Raw genomic sequence first — 16319 nt, 5'->3', positions numbered from 1 at the left:
CTGGGGACGTGCCGTCCCTGTCTCCATCCCCGTCCGCGCAGCGCCAAGCGGGGTCCGGCAGCGCGCGTTCGCTGCTGCTGACCGTGCTCGGGGAGTGCGTCATGCCACGTGATGCGCCGGTGTGGACCTCTCATCTGCTGTACGTGCTCGACGGGTTGGGCATCGAGGAGAAAGCGGCGCGGCAAGCGCTCAACCGGGTGGCGGCGAGCGGTCTGATCGCGGCCGAGCGGGTCGGGAGGCGGGTGCGCTGGGCGCTGACGCCGCACGGCCGGTCTCTTCTGACCGAGGGCGCGGAGCGCATCTACTCGTTCGGGCGGGCGCGTACGGCATGGGACGGCCGATGGCTGGTGCTGCTGGTCAGTGTGCCGGAGGCGAAACGGGAACTGCGGCACAAGCTGCGGACACAGCTGACCTGGGTGGGGCTGGGCAGCCCGGCGCCGGGGTTGTGGGTGGGCCCGCACGCCTCCCGCGAGGCCGAGGCCAAGCAGGTGGTGGAGAGCCTGGGCCTGGACACCGCGGTGTCCTCCTTCTGCGGTCCGTTCGCGGGGATCGGCTCCGAGCGGGAGATGGTCGAGCAGGCCTGGCACCTGTCCGATCTGGCCTCCTCCTACGAGGAGTTCGTGAGCGAGTTCGCCGGCATGCAGCCGGAGCCGGGCGAGCCCACGCTGCTGGCGCAGATCCGGCTGGTGGACGAGTGGCGGCGCTTCCCCCAGCTCGACCCGCAGCTTCCCCTGGAGCTCCTGCCACCGCACTGGATCGGAGTACGGGCCGCGAACGTCTTCACAGAGCTGCACCAGTCGTGGCATGACGAGGCCCAGGGCGAGTGGGAGCGGCTCCTCGCCAAGGCGTGACGTGAGGGGTGAACTGGCCGACGGCGAGGGGCACTTCGGCTGTACGGCTAGGCGGTTTCGTTTGGATCATCGGGCGGACCACAGGAAGACGCCCGCGATGTGGAGGCCGCTACTCATCGCTCAGCGTCCCGTTGCGTATCGCTGTCGGCGCTGTCGGCGCTGTCGGCGCTGTCGCTTTCCGCGCCGTCGTACTCTGCGCGGAGCTGTGCAATCCGCTTGTCCTCCGTTCCGCGCCGCGCTATCTGGCGGGCGATCCATGCGGTGCCCCCACCGATGATGAGGACTACTGCAGTGATCAGCACGACGCGATATACGGTCGACAGCCCGAGGAGCGACGACAACCCCATTCCGATGAACACGCCGAAGACCAGGCCCACAGAGCCCCACACGATCGTGACGGTGTTGGTCAGCTGCTGTTCCTCGAGATTTTTGTCGTAGTAGTCACCTCGGATGGGGTAGCGACCACTGGTGCTGCCGGTGCCGCCGGACATGCTCATTGCTCACCGCTCCGTACTCGTCGTCCAGGGCGGTAGTGGTTACCGGACCCCGCTGCTCCGGCTGTGATCAGGAGCAGAATCAGGGTCCTGCCCAACTCCTTGCCCCCAACACCTATGCAGTTTCGTTGGATCAGTCGGTCGTTGGTCTGGTTGTGCCGTTGACTGACGCGCGGTGGGCGCGGCGTCGGAGCTCCGGGGCGTCAGGCCTCCGGCTTCAGGTTGTAGACCTGGGCCGCGTTGCCTGCCAGGACCAGGGCGGCGGTGTCCTCGTCCGGGCAGAGGGCCGCGATGGCGCGGGCGTTCTTGGCGATGCCGGGGATGCCCGGCCAGTCCGTGCCGAAGATCATGCGGCGGGTGAGGCGGTTCCAGTCGTGGCCGGCGTAGTAAGTGCGCAGCCGGGACGGGGGCAGGCCGGAAAGTTCGATCCACACGCGCGAGTTGGACAGGGCCATGAAGGCGGCGGCGTCGTACCACCAGCCGCGTCCGCCGTGTGCGAGCGCGACGTGGAGGGTGCGGAAGTCGCGCAGTACGTCGTCGAGGAACAGCGGGTCCGCGTACTTGTTCATCGCGCCGGGGAAGGTGCTGGTCCCGCAGTGCACGACCAGGGGGATGCCGGCGGCCTGGCACAGTTCGTACGCGGGGTAGAGGCTGCGGTCGTTGGCGGCGACGCCCGCATGTACGGGGTGGAGTTTGCAGGCGACGGCGCCCAGGTCGAGTTGGCGCTGGAGTTCGTCCTCGATGGGGTAGTGCAGGTGCGGATTGACGTTGGCGATGATCTTCGCGCGGGCCGGGTCGTACGCGGCGAGCGGCAGCAGGTCCTCGACCGGCTGGATGCCGGTCGTGCGGGGGCTGTACTCCGACAGCATCAGTGCGGTGTCGACCCCCTCGGACGCCAGATGGCAGTGGAACGCCTCGGGCGAGACCGTTCCCTCGTCGTAGAGCCGGGCGACGAAGTCCTCGTTCACGAACCCCTGAGTCCACTGCTGCCAGGTGAGTTTCAACGTGTCCAGGCGTGCGGGGTGGAGGTGGACGTCGATCAGCGGGCGGCCGTCCAGCATCAGACCGTCTCCTTCTCCGTGTCGGTCAGGGTGCCGGCGGAGCGGGCCCGCAGCTCCACCCGGCGGATCTTGCCGGTGGCGGTCGTGGGCAGGGCGTCGAGGAAGAGCACACGCCGGGGCCGCTTGAACGAGGGAAGGTGGGCCCGGCAGAACGCGACGAGCTCGGCCTCGGTGACCGGTTGTCCTGAGGTGGCGACCACGTAGGCGACCGGTTTCTCCAGCCCGTCGGTATCCGTGGCGGAGACGACCACCGCCTGGGCGACGGCGGGGTGTTCGAGGAGTTGGGCCTCGACTTCGGCGGGGGAGACCCAAATGCCGCCGGCTTTGAGCATGTCGCCGGTGCGTCCCAGACAGGTGAGGTAGCCGTCCTCGTCGCGTACGTACGTGTCGCCGGTGCGCAGCCACTCGCCTTGGAAGACCTGGCGGGTCTCCTCGTACCGGGACCAGTAGCCGGTCGCCGTCGAACGGCCGCGTACGTAGAGCGTTCCCGGCGTCCCGGCCGGTGCCTCCGCACCCTCCTCGTCGAGGATGCGCAGGTCGTATCCGGGGACCGAACGGCCGGTCGTACCGGCGCGGATGGCACCGGGACGGTTGGAGAGGAAGATGTGCAGGGTCTCGGTCATGCCGATGCCGTCCAGCACGTCGACGCCGAAATGGCCGCTCCAGCGGTGATGCAGGGCTGCGGGCAGCGGCTCGCCGGCGGAGACCGCCAGCCGTACGCCGTGCAGCGCGTCCGGCGGGAGTCCCGCGCGGAGCATGTTGGCGAAGAGCGTAGGCCCGGCGAAGAACAGCGTGGCGCCGAACTCCCGGGCTCTGTCCGCCAGGAGCTCGGGGACGGAGGGCGCAGGCTCCAGCACAGTCGTCGCACCCGCCGCGAGGGGGAACAGCAGCGAATTGCCCAGCCCGTAGGCGAAGAAGGCCTTCGCCGCCGAGAGGGCCCGGTCGCCGGGGCCGATGCCGAGGACCTCGGCGCCGTACGTCTCGCACACCACGGACACGGCGCCGTGCCGGTGCATCGCGGCCTTGGGCGAGCCCGTGGTGCCGGAGGTGTAGAGCCAGAAGGCCGGCGTGTCGGCCGTCGTCGCGTAGATCCCGGACGACGGTTCAGCGCGGGCCAGGTCCTCCAGACGGTGCACCGGGAGCGTTCCGGTCAGACGTACGTCCCCGGGCGCCAACAGGCCCTGAAGTTCGGGTGCTTGAGCCGCTGCCTTCTCCGCTGTCGCGGCGTACGCGGAGCTGACGGCGAGGAAGGCGGCGCGCGCGTCGCACAGCAAGCCGGCGAGGCCGTCGGGGCGGAGCATCGTGGAGACCGGCACCGGTACCGCGCCGATGCGCAGCGCGGCGAGGAAGAGCGTGACGAAGTCCGGGGAGTCGGCCATGAACATCATCAGCCGCTGCTCGGGGCGTACGCCGATCTCGCGCAGACCTGTGGCGGTACGGGTCACCCGCTCGTGCAGCCGCGCGTAGCTGAGGTCGCCTTCCGGGCCGGTCAACGCGAGGCGGGAGCCGTCCCCTTGGTCGAGCCGGCGGTCGAGCAGATAGCGGCACACATTGGAGGAGTCGCTCATCGTGGGCTCCCGACTCTAGGCGAGGTGGACGTACTCGTAGTCGAGGGGTTTGCCGTTGATGCCCTGGCGCGGCGGGGCGATCCAGGCGGCGATCCGGCCGGGCTCCAGCACGGGCCGCATGAGGGAGCGGACGTAGGTCTTGTCCAGCTCGGTCGGCAGCCAGGCGCTCTTGCGACGTTCCCACTCCTCAGTGGTGAGGACGGTGCCGGCCGGGTCCGTCTCGACTCCGGCGAACGCGCCGACGCGCCGGTTGAACGCGACGTGCGGAAGGTAGAGCCGGCGGTCGATGCCGGCCTCCTCCAGGAGGCGGTTCCAGCGGTTGAGGCCGTTGGTGCAGTCGCGGATGTACTCGCGGCGCAGGTCGGTGTTGAGGCCCACCAGCGCGGCGACTTCCCGCTGTCCGGCCTCGCCGTCCACGAGGGCGTCCACCATGACCGAGTCGTCGGTGAGGGTGTGGTCGTCCTTGCGGCGCTCCTCGGCCCAGCGGCCCTTGATGCCGGTGGTGTAGTAGTTGGCGACGTTCGTCGAGGTCTCGGAGCCGAACAGGTCGAGCGAGACGGTGTAGTGGAAGTTGATGTACTTCTGGATGACGTCGAGGGGGACGCCGCCGCAGCCGGTGAGATCGTCGGTGTCGTGCTCGCGCATCAGCTCCGCGCTGCGCTGCACCACCCGGTCGATGCCGGTGGTGCCGACGAACATGTGGTGCGACTCCTCCTTCAGCATGAACTCGCAGGTCCGCGACAGCGGATCGAACGCCGACTCCTTGAGCGTGCCCAGCTGGTACTTGCCGTCCCGGTCGGTGAAGTAGGTGAACATGAAGAACGAGAGCCAGTCGGGGGTCTCCTCGTTGAAGGCGCCCAGGATGCGCGGCGATTCGTCGCTGCCGGAGTTGCGGTGCAGCAACTCCTCGGCCTCCTCCCGGCCTTCACGGCCGAAGTACGCCTGCAGCAGATACACCATCGCCCACAGGTGGCGGCCTTCCTCGACGTTGACCTGGAAGAGGTTGCGCAGGTCGTAGAGGCTCGGCGCGGTGGCGCCCAGGTTGCGCTGCTGCTCGACGCTGGCCGGCTCGGTGTCGCCCTGGATCACGATCAGGCGCTGGAGGTCGGCCCGGTATTCGCCGGGGACCTGCTGCCAGGCGGGTTCGCCGCGGTGCTGGCCGAACGCGATGCGCCGGTCGGCCTTGGGCTCGGCGAGGAAGATACCCCACCGGTAGTCGCGCATGGGGACATGGCCGAAGTGCGCCCAGCCCTCCCGTCCCACGTCGACGGCCGTACGCAGGTAGACGTCCCGGGTGGGAAGGGCGGGGCCCATGGAGTCCCACCAGATGAGGAAGTTGGGCTGCCAGGACTCCAGGGCCCGCTGCAGCCGGCGGTCCTCGTGCAGCTCGACATTGTTGGGGATCTTGTCCGCGTAGTCGGCGGTCAGCGCCATGGTCAGACTCGCTTCCTGTCGAAGTCCGGACGCCGGCCGGTGCCGTAGCGGCGCAACGCGCCGTCGGGGCCGGAGGCGTTGGGACGGTTGAAGATCCAGTTCTGCCAGGCGGTCAGCCTCGCGAAGATCTTGGTCTCCAGGGTTTCCGGTCCTGCGAACCGCAGGTTGGCCTCCAGCCCAGTGAGGGCGTCGGGGCTGAACCCGGCGCGCTCCTCCAGGCAGATACGCACCTCCTCCTCCCAGTCGATATCGTCGGGGGCGAAGGTGACCAGGCCGAGACGTTCGGCTTCGGCGGCCTCCAGCGGCCGCCCCTCCGCCTCCCCGGCCGCGGCCAGGGCCGCGTCGTCGCCGAGGAAGCGGGTCGCCAGGCGGGTGAGCGCGTTGCCCATGGGGAGCGGGCCGAGGTTCATCGCGCCGACGGTGACCGCCGCCGGCTCGGCTTCCGGGGCCACCTCTTCGAAGACGCCCGCCAGTTGGAAGGTGCGGTCGGCCGCCAGTGCCGTCTCCAGCAGCGTTCCGGCGAAGCAGCTGCCCGGTTCGATCAGCGCGATCAGGCTGCGGCTGCTGACGTCCAGCCGCTTCAGCGTGCGCTTGAGATACAAGGTGATCTCCCGGGCCAGCCAGTCCTCGCGATGCGTGGACAGCAGGGTGTCGTGGGCGAGGACGCGGGAGGCGTCGCCCCGGGTGCGTATCACCCAGGTGCCCAACTCGGGCTCGTTGGTGCGCAGGTCGAGGACGAGGTCGTCGAGCTGCCGGGCCAGGGCCAGCGGCCAGAACGCGTCGCCCTGACGGTGGATGCCGGCGGCGTCCTCGGGGGCTTCGGAGTCCGGGCCGAGCAGGGTGATCTCCACGAGCCGCCGTGCACGGTCGAGTTCGGCGTGTACGTGCCCGTACGTGATCCGGTCCTCGGTGCGGGTCCTGTCCAGCGGAGTGAGGGCGATGCCCCGGGCGTCGGCGGGACGGTCGGAGCGCTCGGCGGCCTCGGCGGCCCGCCGGGCCACGGTCTCGTCCCACTCCCGGCGCGGCGCCGTCTCGTCGACCAGCTTCCAGCGCACCGCCCGTGCACCGCCGACCCCGTCGGACTTCGTGGCGAAGCAGTCCGCCACATCGCGGCGTACGTGCCGCTTGTCGACGAGCCGGGTGAGGCCGCCCGTGCCCGGCAGGACGCCCAGCAGCGGGAGTTCGGGCAGGGACACCGTCGAGGAGCGGTCGTCCACGAGGAGGATCCGTTCGCAGGCGAGCGCCAGCTCGTAACCGCCGCCCGAGGCGGTGCCGTTGAGGGCAGCCAGATAGGTCTGCCCGGAGTGCTCGGTGGCGTCCTCGATGCCGTTGCGCGTCTCGTTGGTGAACTTGCAGAAGTTCACCTTCCAGCCGTGACTCGCCTCCGCGAGCATGCGGATGTTCGCTCCCGCGCAGAACACCTTCTCCTTGCCGCCGGTGAGTACGACAGCACGGACCTCGGGGTGCTCGAAGCGGAGTCGCTGAACGGCGTCGTACAGCTCGATGTCGACGCCCAAGTCGTAGGAGTTGAGCTTCAGTTCGTAGCCGGGGACCAGGCCGCCCGCTTCCGCCACGTCCATGGCGAGCGTGGCGACCGTTCCGTCGACCTTGAGCGTCCAGTGGCGATAGTGCGATGGAGCGGTCCCGAACTCGACGCGTGCGGGCGGGTTCCCGCCCGGTGGGCCGGGTGTCGTCTCGTGCGTGCCGGGCGTGTGGCCGACCGTGCCGGTCATGTGGCCCCCTTATCCGCGGACTGGGACGCTTTCAACACTCCACGAGTGTGTGGCGGGGCGTCAATGAGTCGTAGCGTGTTGAGCGGTCGCCGGGTTGCTGCGTGGTGGCTCGCCTTGGGCTTGCGGGTGCGGTTCGCTTGGGGTTTGCGCAGTTCCCCGCGCCCCTTGTCTGCGCCGCCCCTGTCCCGCCCTGCGCGGGCCCGCCGTTGGCGTTCCGTGGCTCCTGCAAGCGGTTCTGTCCTGGATCTTGACCCCGCGGCGGGCGCTGCCTAGCTTCGAGCCGCGATGCGATCATCGTGCGGCCACGCGGTTCGGCCGCAAACCTTCTCCAGGGGAGCGACCACGTGTGCGAATCCTGCTGTCCCACGCCCCGTACGCCGCGAATCAGCCGCGGGCAGTTTCTGAAGCTGGCCGGTGCCGGGGCCGCCGCGATGGCCGGCTCCGGCGCGCTCGCCGGCACCGCCTCCGCCACGTCCGGGGCGCAAGCCGCCGCCGAGCGCGGGCCGTTGCTCGTCGACAACGTCCGCGGCTACACCCTCGCGCGCGGCAAGCTGCGCCGCTTCTCCCGGATGCTGCTCACCCCCGGCGGCAGAGTCGCCGCACTGGACCTCGGCGCGGCCCCGAAGGGGATACGGCGGCTGGACGGCCGCGGCCGCGTACTGCTGCCCGGGCTGCACGACGCGCACGGCCACCTGTGGGGACTGGGCGCGCTCGCCGTCGAGTTGAACCTCACCGGCACCAAGTCGCTGAAGGAGGCGCAGGAGCGGCTCGCCGCGTACGCCGAAGGTCACCCCGACGAGCCCTGGATCATCGGCCGCGGCTGGAACGAGGTCGTGTGGGGGCTCGGCCGGCTGCCCACCGCCGCCGACATCGACAGCGTCGTCGACGACCGGCCCGTCTGGCTCGTCCGCGTCGACGGTCACGCAGGCGTCGCCAACACCAAGGCGCTGAAGGCGGTCGGCATCACCGCCGACACCCCCGACCCGGACGGCGGCCGCATCGTCCACGACGGGGCGGGCAACCCGACCGGCGTCCTCATCGACGCCGCGCAGGACCTCGTCGAGAAGAAGCTGCCCGAGCCCACCCTGGAGGACGTCCGCGCCCGCGCGGTCGCAGCGCAGAAGCAGCTCGGCCGGGTGGGCATGACGTCCGTGTCGGAGGCGGGTACGGACGCGAGCGGCGTCGTCGTGCTGCGCAACCTCGCGGACGAGGGCGCGTTGACGATCCGCGTGAACGCCTTCCTCTCGTACAAGGCCTTCACCGAGATCGGCGCCGATGCGCGCACCGACTCGTACGCGGACGACATGGTCCGCATCCGCACCGTCAAGCAGTACATCGACGGGGCGCTGGGCAGCCACGGCGCGGCGCTGCTCGCGCCCTACGCCGATGACCCGGACAGCAGCGGGCTTCTCCAGGTGAAACCGGAGGAGTTGCAGCGCCGCGTCGAGCAAGTGGTGCGCGGGGGCTACCAGTCGGCGGTGCACGCCATCGGCGACCGCGGCAACCGCGTCGTCCTCGACGCGTACGAGCGGACCTTCGCGCGCGTGGGTGACGCGGGGCTGCGGCACCGTATCGAGCACGCCCAGGTACTCGCCCTGGAGGACATCCCGCGGCTGCGCAGGTCCGGCATCATCGCCTCCATGCAGCCGGTGCACGCCACCGACGACATGAACATGGCCGAGGACCGGATCGGTGCCGAACGCATCAAGGGCGCCTACGCCTGGCGCACCGTGATCGACCAGGGCATCCACCTGCCCTCCGGCTCGGACTTCCCCGTCTCCTCGGAGAACCCCTTCGACGGTCTGCACGCCGCCGTCACCCGCACCGACCGGGACGGAAAACCGGACGGCGGCTGGCACCCGGAGCAGGCGATGACCCCCGTCGAAGCGCTGCGCTCCTACACCCTGGAGCCCGCCCACGCCGCCCACCAGGAGCATGTGCTCGGCACCCTGGAGCCGGGCAAGTGGGGCGACTTCATCCTCACCGACACCGACCCCTTCGACCTGCCCGCGGACCGGGCGCTGTGGCAGACCGAGGTCCTGCAGACGTGGGTCGCGGGCCGACGCGTGGGGGAGTACGGCCAGCTGTGAGGCGCGGGCGGCGCGTGGCGTGATCCGTATCCCCCTCGGGCCAACCAGCGGCGGAATCACGGGGTTCACAGGACGTGGAGCGGCAAACACTCTCGCCTGTGAACGTCTGGAAGGAAGGGGCATTCGGATAAACCGACTGAGGTGCAAGAACACCGCATCGAAGTAACTCTCCTGGCCGTGAGCGGATTACTGGGCGTAACAGTCCTACTGTTGCCGGGCGTTCAAAAAAGTCCTCCCGTCAGCCCTTTCCTTCCCTTCGTCGGTTGGCGCCGGCCCGCGCCTCTCGCTTCCGCTCGCCGTTCTCTAAGGAGAGCACGCCCGATGACCGTTGAGACCGACCCGGAAACGCAGTCGGACCCGCCCCCCTCCAGCCTGAGCACCACAGCCGCCCGGAACCTGACCACCACGACCAAGTCGGCCCCGCAGATGCAGGGGATCAGCTCCCGCTGGCTGCTGCGGCTGCTGCCCTGGGTGGAAGTCCCGGGCGGCACCTACCGTGTCAACCGCCGGCTGACCCACACCGTCGGCGACGGCCGCATCGAGTTCGTCCAGGACGGCGCCGACGTACGCGTGATCCCCCGCGAGCTCGGCGAACTCGCCCTGCTGCGGGGCTACGAGGACGTCGACGTGCTCACCGGGATCGCCGACAGATGCGTCCAGCGCGACTTCCGCGCCGGCGACGTACTGGTCGAGCGCGGCGGGCGGGCCGACCGCATCCATCTCCTCGCCCACGGGAGGATCAAGCAGACCTCCGTCGGCAAGTACGGCGACGTGACAGCCGTCGGCGTCCTCGGTGACGGCGACCGGTTCGGTGAGAGCGCCCTCCTGGACGCCGACGCCACCTGGGAGTTCACGGCCACGGCCGAGACCGCTGGGACGCTGCTCACCCTCTCCCGCAGCGACTTCGACGCCGTGCTCTCCGCGTCCCCGGGCCTGCGGGAGCATGTGCGGAACGTCGCCGCGCGCCGGGCCGGGAAGCAGAACCGGCGCGGTGAGGCGGACATCGAGATGTCCTCCGGCCACGCCGGAGAAGTCCGGCTGCCGACCACCTTCGCCGACTACGAACTCAAGCCCCGGGAGTACGAACTCTCCCTCGCGCAGACCGTGCTGCGGATCCACACCAGGGTCGCGGATCTCTACAACGAGCCGATGGACCAGACCGAGGAGCAACTCAGGCTCACCATCGAGGCGTTGCGCGAGCGCCAGGAGCACGAGCTGGTCAACAACCCGGAGTTCGGCCTGCTCGCCAACGCCGCGTTCCAGCAGCGGATCCAGCCGCATTCCGGGCCGCCCACTCCGGACGACCTCGACGAACTGCTCAGCCGGCGCCGCGACACCAACGCACTTGTCGCCCACCCCCGGGCGATCGCGGCGATCGGGCGCGAGTTCAACGCCCGCGGAATCTACCCCGATGCCGTCGACCTCGGCGGCCAGGCGGCCCCGGCCTGGCGCGGCGTGCGGATCTACCCCTGCAGCAAGATTCCCGTACGCGGCGACGGCACCAGTTCGATCCTCGCCATGCGCACCGGCGAGGACGACCAGGGCGTCGTCGGTCTCCACCGGACCGGCCTGCCGGACGAGCGCGAGCCGGGCCTCTCGGTGCGCTCCATGGGCACCAGCGAACAGGCGATCACGTCCTACCTGGTCAGCACCTACTTCTCCGCGGCCATCCTGGTCCCCGACGCCCTCGGCGTTCTGGAGAACGTGCAGACCGCCCACTGGTCCGACTAGACCTCCCGTATGCCGGCGGGGCCGTCGGCCCGGCACGCCCAACTGCCCGGCCGCAGGGGCTGTTTCCCCCTCGGCTCCGCGCAGCCGTGGAAATCTGCCGCAGCCATGGAAAGAGGAGTCCTCCTCGCACGGGGCGGACCCCACGTTCCCCACACCCAGGAGACACGGATGTCCGATCCCGGGCCGTCCCATGTGCCAACCCGCCTGCCCGCCGCGGCAGGCCGACCGGAGGACCACACCCGTACGGGCGATGGCGAGGCCGCGGGGGAGTGCGCCTCCGAGGCGGGCCGGTCGAGCGCCGCCCTGGAGCGGCTCCTGCGCGGACCCACCGGCCTGGGGACGGCCGGCCTGTATCCGGTCCGCCGCCCCGAACCGGAAGAGCCGGCGGCGGCCGGGGAACCGGAGGCCACCGGGAAACCGGCGGCGGGAGACCCGATCCCGGGCCTCTACCACCACCCCGTGCCGGAACCCGACCCCGTGCGCGTGGCGGAGGTGAGCCGCCGGATCAGGGCATGGGCGGTGGACGAGGTCCAGGCGGTTCCCGCGGAGTGGGAGGACCAGTTCGACGGCTTCTCCGTCAGCCGCTACATGGTGGCCTGCCACCCGGACGCCCCCACCGTCGACCACCTGATGGTCGCCGCACGGCTGATGGTCGCCGAGAACGCGGTCGACGACTGCTACTGCGAGGACCACGGCGGCTCGCCCATCGGCCTCGGCAGCCGGCTCCTGCTCGCGCACACGGCGCTCGACCCGTTCCATACGACGAAGGAGTACGAACCACCGTGGCTGGAGTCGCTCCAGTCGGACGCCCCGCGGCGCGCCTACCGCTCCGCCATGGAGTACTTCGTCCAGCAGGCCACCCCGTCCCAGACCGACCGCTACCGGCACGACATGGCCCGCCTGCACCTGGGCTACCTCGCGGAGGCCGCCTGGGCCCAGACCGGCGAAGTGCCCGAGGTGTGGGAGTACCTGGCGATGCGTCAGTTCAACAACTTCCGCCCCTGTCCCACCATCACCGACACCGTCGGCGGCTACGAGCTCGCGGCGGACCTGCACGCCCGGCCGGCGATGCAGCGGATCATCGCGCTCGGCGGCAACGCCACCACCATCGTCAACGACCTGTACTCCTACACCAAGGAACTCGACAGCCCCGGCCTGCACTTGAACCTGCCCGTGATGCTCGCCCAGCGCGAGGAGCTCTCCGAACGGGAGGCGTACCTCAAGGCGATCGACGTCCACAACGAGCTCATGCACGACTTCGAAGCCGAAGCCGCCGCCCTGGCCGCCGCCTTGCCGCTCCCGACCGTGCTGCGCTTCCTGCGGGGCGTGGCCGCATGGATCGACGGCAACCACTACTGGCACCAGACCAATACCTACCGGTACAGCCTGCCTGATTTCTGGTAAGAAAGGACCGCTCTGTGACCAGCACCGAGTTCACCACCGCCAAGGCCCCCTCCGCGTTCATCCCCACCCCGGCGACGCCCTACCAGGGAGAGATCGCGCGTTACTGGGACCAGGAGGCCAGGCCGGTGAACCTCCGGCTCGGAGACGTCGACGGGCTCTACCACCACCACTACGGCATCGGAGACGTCGACCACTCCGCCCTCGGCGACGCCCACCACAGCGGCTACGAGGAGAGGTTGATCGCCGAGCTGCACCGCCTGGAGTCGGCGCAGACGCAAGTCCTCCTGGACAACCTCGGCTCCATCACCGGCGAGGACACGCTTGTGGACGCCGGCTGCGGCCGGGGCGGATCGATGGTCATGGCCCACCAGCGCTTCGGCTGCGGCGTCGACGGCGTCACCCTGTCGGCCAAGCAGGCCGACTTCGCGAACCGGCGCGCACACGAACTCGGCATCGAGGACCGCGTCCGGGCCCGCGTGTGCAACATGCTCGACATGCCCTTCGCGACAGGGCACGCCGCGGCCTCGTGGAACAACGAGTCGACCATGTACGTCGACCTGCACGACCTCTTCGCCGAGCACGCCCGCATCCTCGCCCCCGGCGGCCGGTACGTGACGATCACCGGCTGCTGGAATCCCCGTCACGGCCAGCCCTCGAAATGGGTCTCCCAGATCAACGCGCACTTCGAGTGCAACATCCACTCCCGCCGGGAGTACCTGCGCGCGATGGCCGACAACCGACTCGTACCGGCGGCCGTCGTCGACCTGACCGCCGCGACCCTGCCCTACTGGGAACTCCGGGCCACATCCTCTCTGGTCACCGGCATCGAAGAGGCATTCATCAACTCCTACAAGGACGGCTCCTTCCAGTACCTCCTCATCGCGGCCGACCGGGTCTGACCACCTTCGCCGGCAGAGCTCCTACAGGGTGGCCGTGGCCTCGTCGAAGGTGCCGGGGCCGCGGCCGATGCCCAGATCGATACGGCCGCCATGGAGGGCGGCCAGCGTGCCGAACGGTCAGCATAGAGACCGCACCTTTCCCTCGCCCCCGGCCCCAACAACCCCTCGAACGAGGGGCGTTGGGGCCCCCTTCCGGTGCGGCACGTTCACACCGCGCCGTCGATGAACGCGGCGCGGATGCCGTTCACGTCGGAGCCGGACAGGCCCAGCGTCTGCGCTGTGCGCCCGCCGGTCACGAAGTCCTGTCCGCACAGGGCCGTGCTGAGGGTGACGAACGAGTCGGTCAGGGGCACGGGCAGACCGATCTGCGCGGCCAGAGAACTCCAGATGACCAGTCCGAACGGGACGTCTTCGGTGAAGTAGCGGTGCTTGACGGAGTCCGGTTCGGGGAATCCCTGACGGCCGTAGCCCTGCACGACGCGCTCGACGAAGCTGCCCTCGGTCACCCCGTAGGCGGTGTTGAGGAAGTCCCAGAAGCTGGCCGCCTTCACTCCGAGGGCGTCCGCCAGGGCGAGACGTTCGCGGTCGAGGCCGTCGATGACCTCCGCGATGCGCGGTGTCACCAGGCTGTGCAGCGGGTGGCAGTCGGCGTCCTCGACCGTCTTGAAGTTCAGTACGGCCGGCGGAACGTGATAGATCGGGTTGCAGTTGTTCAGGCCGACGGTCAGCGTGTCCTCGCCCGGCACGTACCGGTCGCCGAAGTACGCCCGCAGGATGCCGAGAGCCGGGGACGTGTCCGTACTGGGGACGGCGGCCAGCGGGACGGCGTACTTGATGGCCCCGATGTAGACGTGGGCGGGTCGGCGCAGCCGGCACGTATACAGACTGGTCGGCGTCTCCGCGATGAGGCAGGGCTGCCGGCCGGCGAGCGTGAACATGCGCGCGAGTTCAACTCCACTGCCCAGTACGCCCGGTTGGAACAGGACGAGCTGGTCCGGTGCGAGGACGGACGCGAGTTCCTTCGACAGGTAGGCGTGTGCGAACGCGGGCGCGGCGACGATGACCACCTCGGCGCCGCCGACGGCCTCGCCGAGGTCGGTCGTCAGGACGGCGGGTGTGGCGCGGCCCTCCACGTCTCCGGTCATGTCGATGCCGCCGTTGGCCTTGATCAGCTCCAGATCGCGGCCCCACCTGTCGAAGACGCGTACGTCGTGGCCCTCGAAGGACATGTGGCCGGCGATGGCCTGGCCGACGTTGCCTGCGCCGATGATGGCGATGCTGCCCATAGTGCGTGTCTCTTCCGTTCTGAAGTGGTGCGGGAGCGCTCGGAGTTGCCGAGCATCAGGAAGTGCGGGTCGTGATGTCGTGCCCGGCTGTGGTGGTTTCCTCTCGTTCAGGGGGCGTCCCTAGTCCGGCGGGTAATCGCCGGGCAGAGCGGCAGGGGAGGTCATCTGACGGGTACGCCCGGGCCGAGCGGGATGCCCAGGGCGTACCAGAGGGCGAAGAAGGACGACCACGAGACGAGTACGGCGAGCGCCACGGGAACCGTGAAGGACAGCATGGTGCCGATGCCCGCGCCCTTCCGGAACTGCTGGAGGTATCCCAGGGCGAGGACGAAGTAGGCGTTCATGGGGGTGGTGTTGGTGACCGAGTCACCGATCATGAAGGAGACCATCGCCGCCTGGGGAGACAGCCCGATGTACATCGCCAGGGGCACCACGACGGGGGCGAGGATGGACCACATCGCCGAACCGCTGCTGATGATGATGTTGAGTCCGCTGATGGCCAGGACGATCACGAGCAGGATGACGAGGTGCGGCGCGTCCAGGGACTTCAGGAGCCGGGCGCCCTCGACGGTGATCACATTGCTGATGCCGGTCCAGGTGAAGTAGGCGAGGAACTGCGAGACCACGAAGAACAGCACGATCACGGGGACGAAGGTCTTCACCCCCTCGGCCATGGCGGAGGGAACGGCGGACAGCGAGGGGATCGTGCCCACCTGCCTGCCGTAGACGATCCCGAGGAGTCCGAACAGCAGCGAGATGAACACGGCGATGTGCACCATCACCACGGACTGGACGATGCTGCCGCCCTCGCCGCGGAACGGGGACCCCGGCATCAGGAGCGCGGCCACCCCCAGGATGTAGAGCGCGAGGACCGTACCGGTCACCTTCATCGCGCGTTTCTCGACGGCGTTCAATGTGAACGCGGAAGGCGCCTCGCCGGCCTCCGCACTGTGCTGTGGTGCCTCCCCGTGGGCGCCGCCGAAGATCCTGTCGGCGGCCGCGTCGTCCTCGGGTGTCGGCGCGAACTCGGGGCGCCGGGCCAGGAGTCGGTCGACTGTGAGAGCGATGACGCCGGCGAGGAACACCGAGGAGGCCGCGGTGAAGAAGTACGTGGCGAGCGGAGTGATGACGTAGCCCGGATCGACGGTGTGCGCGGCTTCGGCCGCCAGGGACGCCCTGACCGCGTCGGCCGGTGTCACCAGCGGGCTGGCGTTGAAGCCGATGGCCGTCGACGCGTAGGCGACCATCAGGCCGAGGACAGGGCTGCGGCCCACGGTCCGGAAGGCCAGTGCCCCCAGCGGGATCATCACGATGTACGCCGAGTCGCTCATGATGTGCGCGATCATGGAGCTCAACGCGATGGAGAAGGTCAGCCACCGTACGGGCAGCCGGCCGATCGTGACGCGCAGAAGCGCCGTGAGCAGGCCGCTCTTCTCGGTGACGCTGACACCGAGAAGGACCACCACCACGACCGACAGCGGTGCGAACCCGGCGAAGTTGTCCAGGGCCGACTCCGCGGCGAACTTGGCTCCTTGGAGCGTGAGCAGGCTCTTCACCGCGACGGACTCACCCGTCGACGGCAGCGTGACGGTCACGCCGGCGCCGGCCAGCACGGCACTGACCACGGCCAGCAGGGCCACGAAGATCCAGAACAGCCAGAACGGGTGGGGAAGCCTGTTCCCCGCCCGTTCCAGGGCGCTCAGTGCCCGGAACAGCCGGTTCATGGAGCCGGCCACTCTCGGAGTGCTGCTGCCAAGTTGCGTCATGT

12 protein-coding genes are annotated in these 16319 nt (G+C 69.7%); 5 read left to right on the top strand and 7 right to left on the bottom strand.

Going from position 1 to position 16319, the window contains the following annotated elements:
- The first annotated feature begins 8 nt into the window (after positions 1-8).
- Positions 9-851: a PaaX family transcriptional regulator gene (locus tag AC3AGO_RS01445; protein ID WP_487824506.1), complete on the top strand. Its 843-nt coding sequence runs from the start codon at positions 9-11 to the stop codon at positions 849-851.
- A gap of 113 nt (positions 852-964) precedes the next feature.
- On the opposite strand, the gene AC3AGO_RS01440 is transcribed toward AC3AGO_RS01445, so the two are convergent.
- From AC3AGO_RS01440 to boxC, 5 genes are all read right to left on the bottom strand, one after another.
- Complete coding sequence (locus tag AC3AGO_RS01440) at positions 965-1348, bottom strand: hypothetical protein (protein WP_487818226.1); 384 nt, start codon at positions 1346-1348, stop codon at positions 965-967.
- Positions 1349-1548: 200 nt separating this feature from the next.
- Entirely contained in the window at positions 1549-2406 is an 858-nt protein-coding gene (locus AC3AGO_RS01435) for an amidohydrolase family protein (protein ID WP_487818225.1), read from the bottom strand.
- On the bottom strand, positions 2406-3974 hold the full coding sequence (locus tag AC3AGO_RS01430) for a benzoate-CoA ligase family protein (RefSeq protein WP_487818224.1): 1569 nt from the start codon (positions 3972-3974) through the stop codon (positions 2406-2408). The genes AC3AGO_RS01435 and AC3AGO_RS01430 overlap by 1 nt, the downstream gene beginning before the upstream one ends.
- Before the next feature lie 15 nt (positions 3975-3989).
- Positions 3990-5408, bottom strand: a complete 1419-nt coding sequence (boxB, locus tag AC3AGO_RS01425) for a benzoyl-CoA 2,3-epoxidase subunit BoxB (RefSeq protein ID WP_487818223.1) — start codon at positions 5406-5408, stop codon at positions 3990-3992.
- A 2-nt stretch (positions 5409-5410) separates the two neighbouring features.
- Positions 5411-7141 carry a 2,3-epoxybenzoyl-CoA dihydrolase gene (boxC, locus tag AC3AGO_RS01420; RefSeq protein WP_487818222.1) on the bottom strand — a complete coding sequence of 577 codons (1731 nt, stop codon included), beginning with the start codon at positions 7139-7141 and terminating at the stop codon, positions 5411-5413.
- 431 nt (positions 7142-7572) lie between these two features.
- On the opposite strand from boxC, the gene AC3AGO_RS01415 reads away from it, so the two are divergent.
- The 4 genes from AC3AGO_RS01415 to AC3AGO_RS01400 all read left to right on the top strand — a co-directional run bounded on the left by AC3AGO_RS01415 (position 7573) and on the right by AC3AGO_RS01400 (position 13265).
- A complete protein-coding gene (locus tag AC3AGO_RS01415; RefSeq protein WP_487818221.1) occupies positions 7573-9231 on the top strand; it encodes an amidohydrolase in 1659 nt (552 codons plus the stop codon).
- Between the two features lie 321 nt (positions 9232-9552).
- Positions 9553-10962, top strand: coding sequence for a family 2B encapsulin nanocompartment shell protein (locus AC3AGO_RS01410; RefSeq protein ID WP_487818220.1), 1410 nt, complete (start codon positions 9553-9555; stop codon positions 10960-10962).
- Between the two features lie 168 nt (positions 10963-11130).
- Positions 11131-12366, top strand: coding sequence for a family 2 encapsulin nanocompartment cargo protein terpene cyclase (locus tag AC3AGO_RS01405; protein WP_487818219.1), 1236 nt, complete (start codon positions 11131-11133; stop codon positions 12364-12366).
- Between the two features lie 14 nt (positions 12367-12380).
- On the top strand, positions 12381-13265 hold the full coding sequence (locus tag AC3AGO_RS01400) for a geranyl diphosphate 2-C-methyltransferase (RefSeq protein WP_487818218.1): 885 nt from the start codon (positions 12381-12383) through the stop codon (positions 13263-13265).
- 206 nt (positions 13266-13471) lie between these two features.
- Here the strand turns inward: AC3AGO_RS01400 and AC3AGO_RS01395 are convergent, their stop codons facing one another.
- Together AC3AGO_RS01395 and AC3AGO_RS01390 are read right to left on the bottom strand one after the other, a co-directional pair.
- On the bottom strand, positions 13472-14551 hold the full coding sequence (locus AC3AGO_RS01395) for an NAD/NADP octopine/nopaline dehydrogenase family protein (RefSeq protein WP_487818217.1): 1080 nt from the start codon (positions 14549-14551) through the stop codon (positions 13472-13474).
- Between the two features lie 161 nt (positions 14552-14712).
- Positions 14713-16317, bottom strand: a complete 1605-nt coding sequence (locus tag AC3AGO_RS01390; protein WP_487818216.1) for an AbgT family transporter — start codon at positions 16315-16317, stop codon at positions 14713-14715.
- Positions 16318-16319: the final 2 nt, after the last annotated feature.

The sequence above is a fragment of the Streptomyces sp. BL1 genome, from assembly GCF_057628045.1.
Note: the sequence above shows the minus strand (reverse complement) of the source record. Positions and strands in the feature narration are given on the sequence as shown.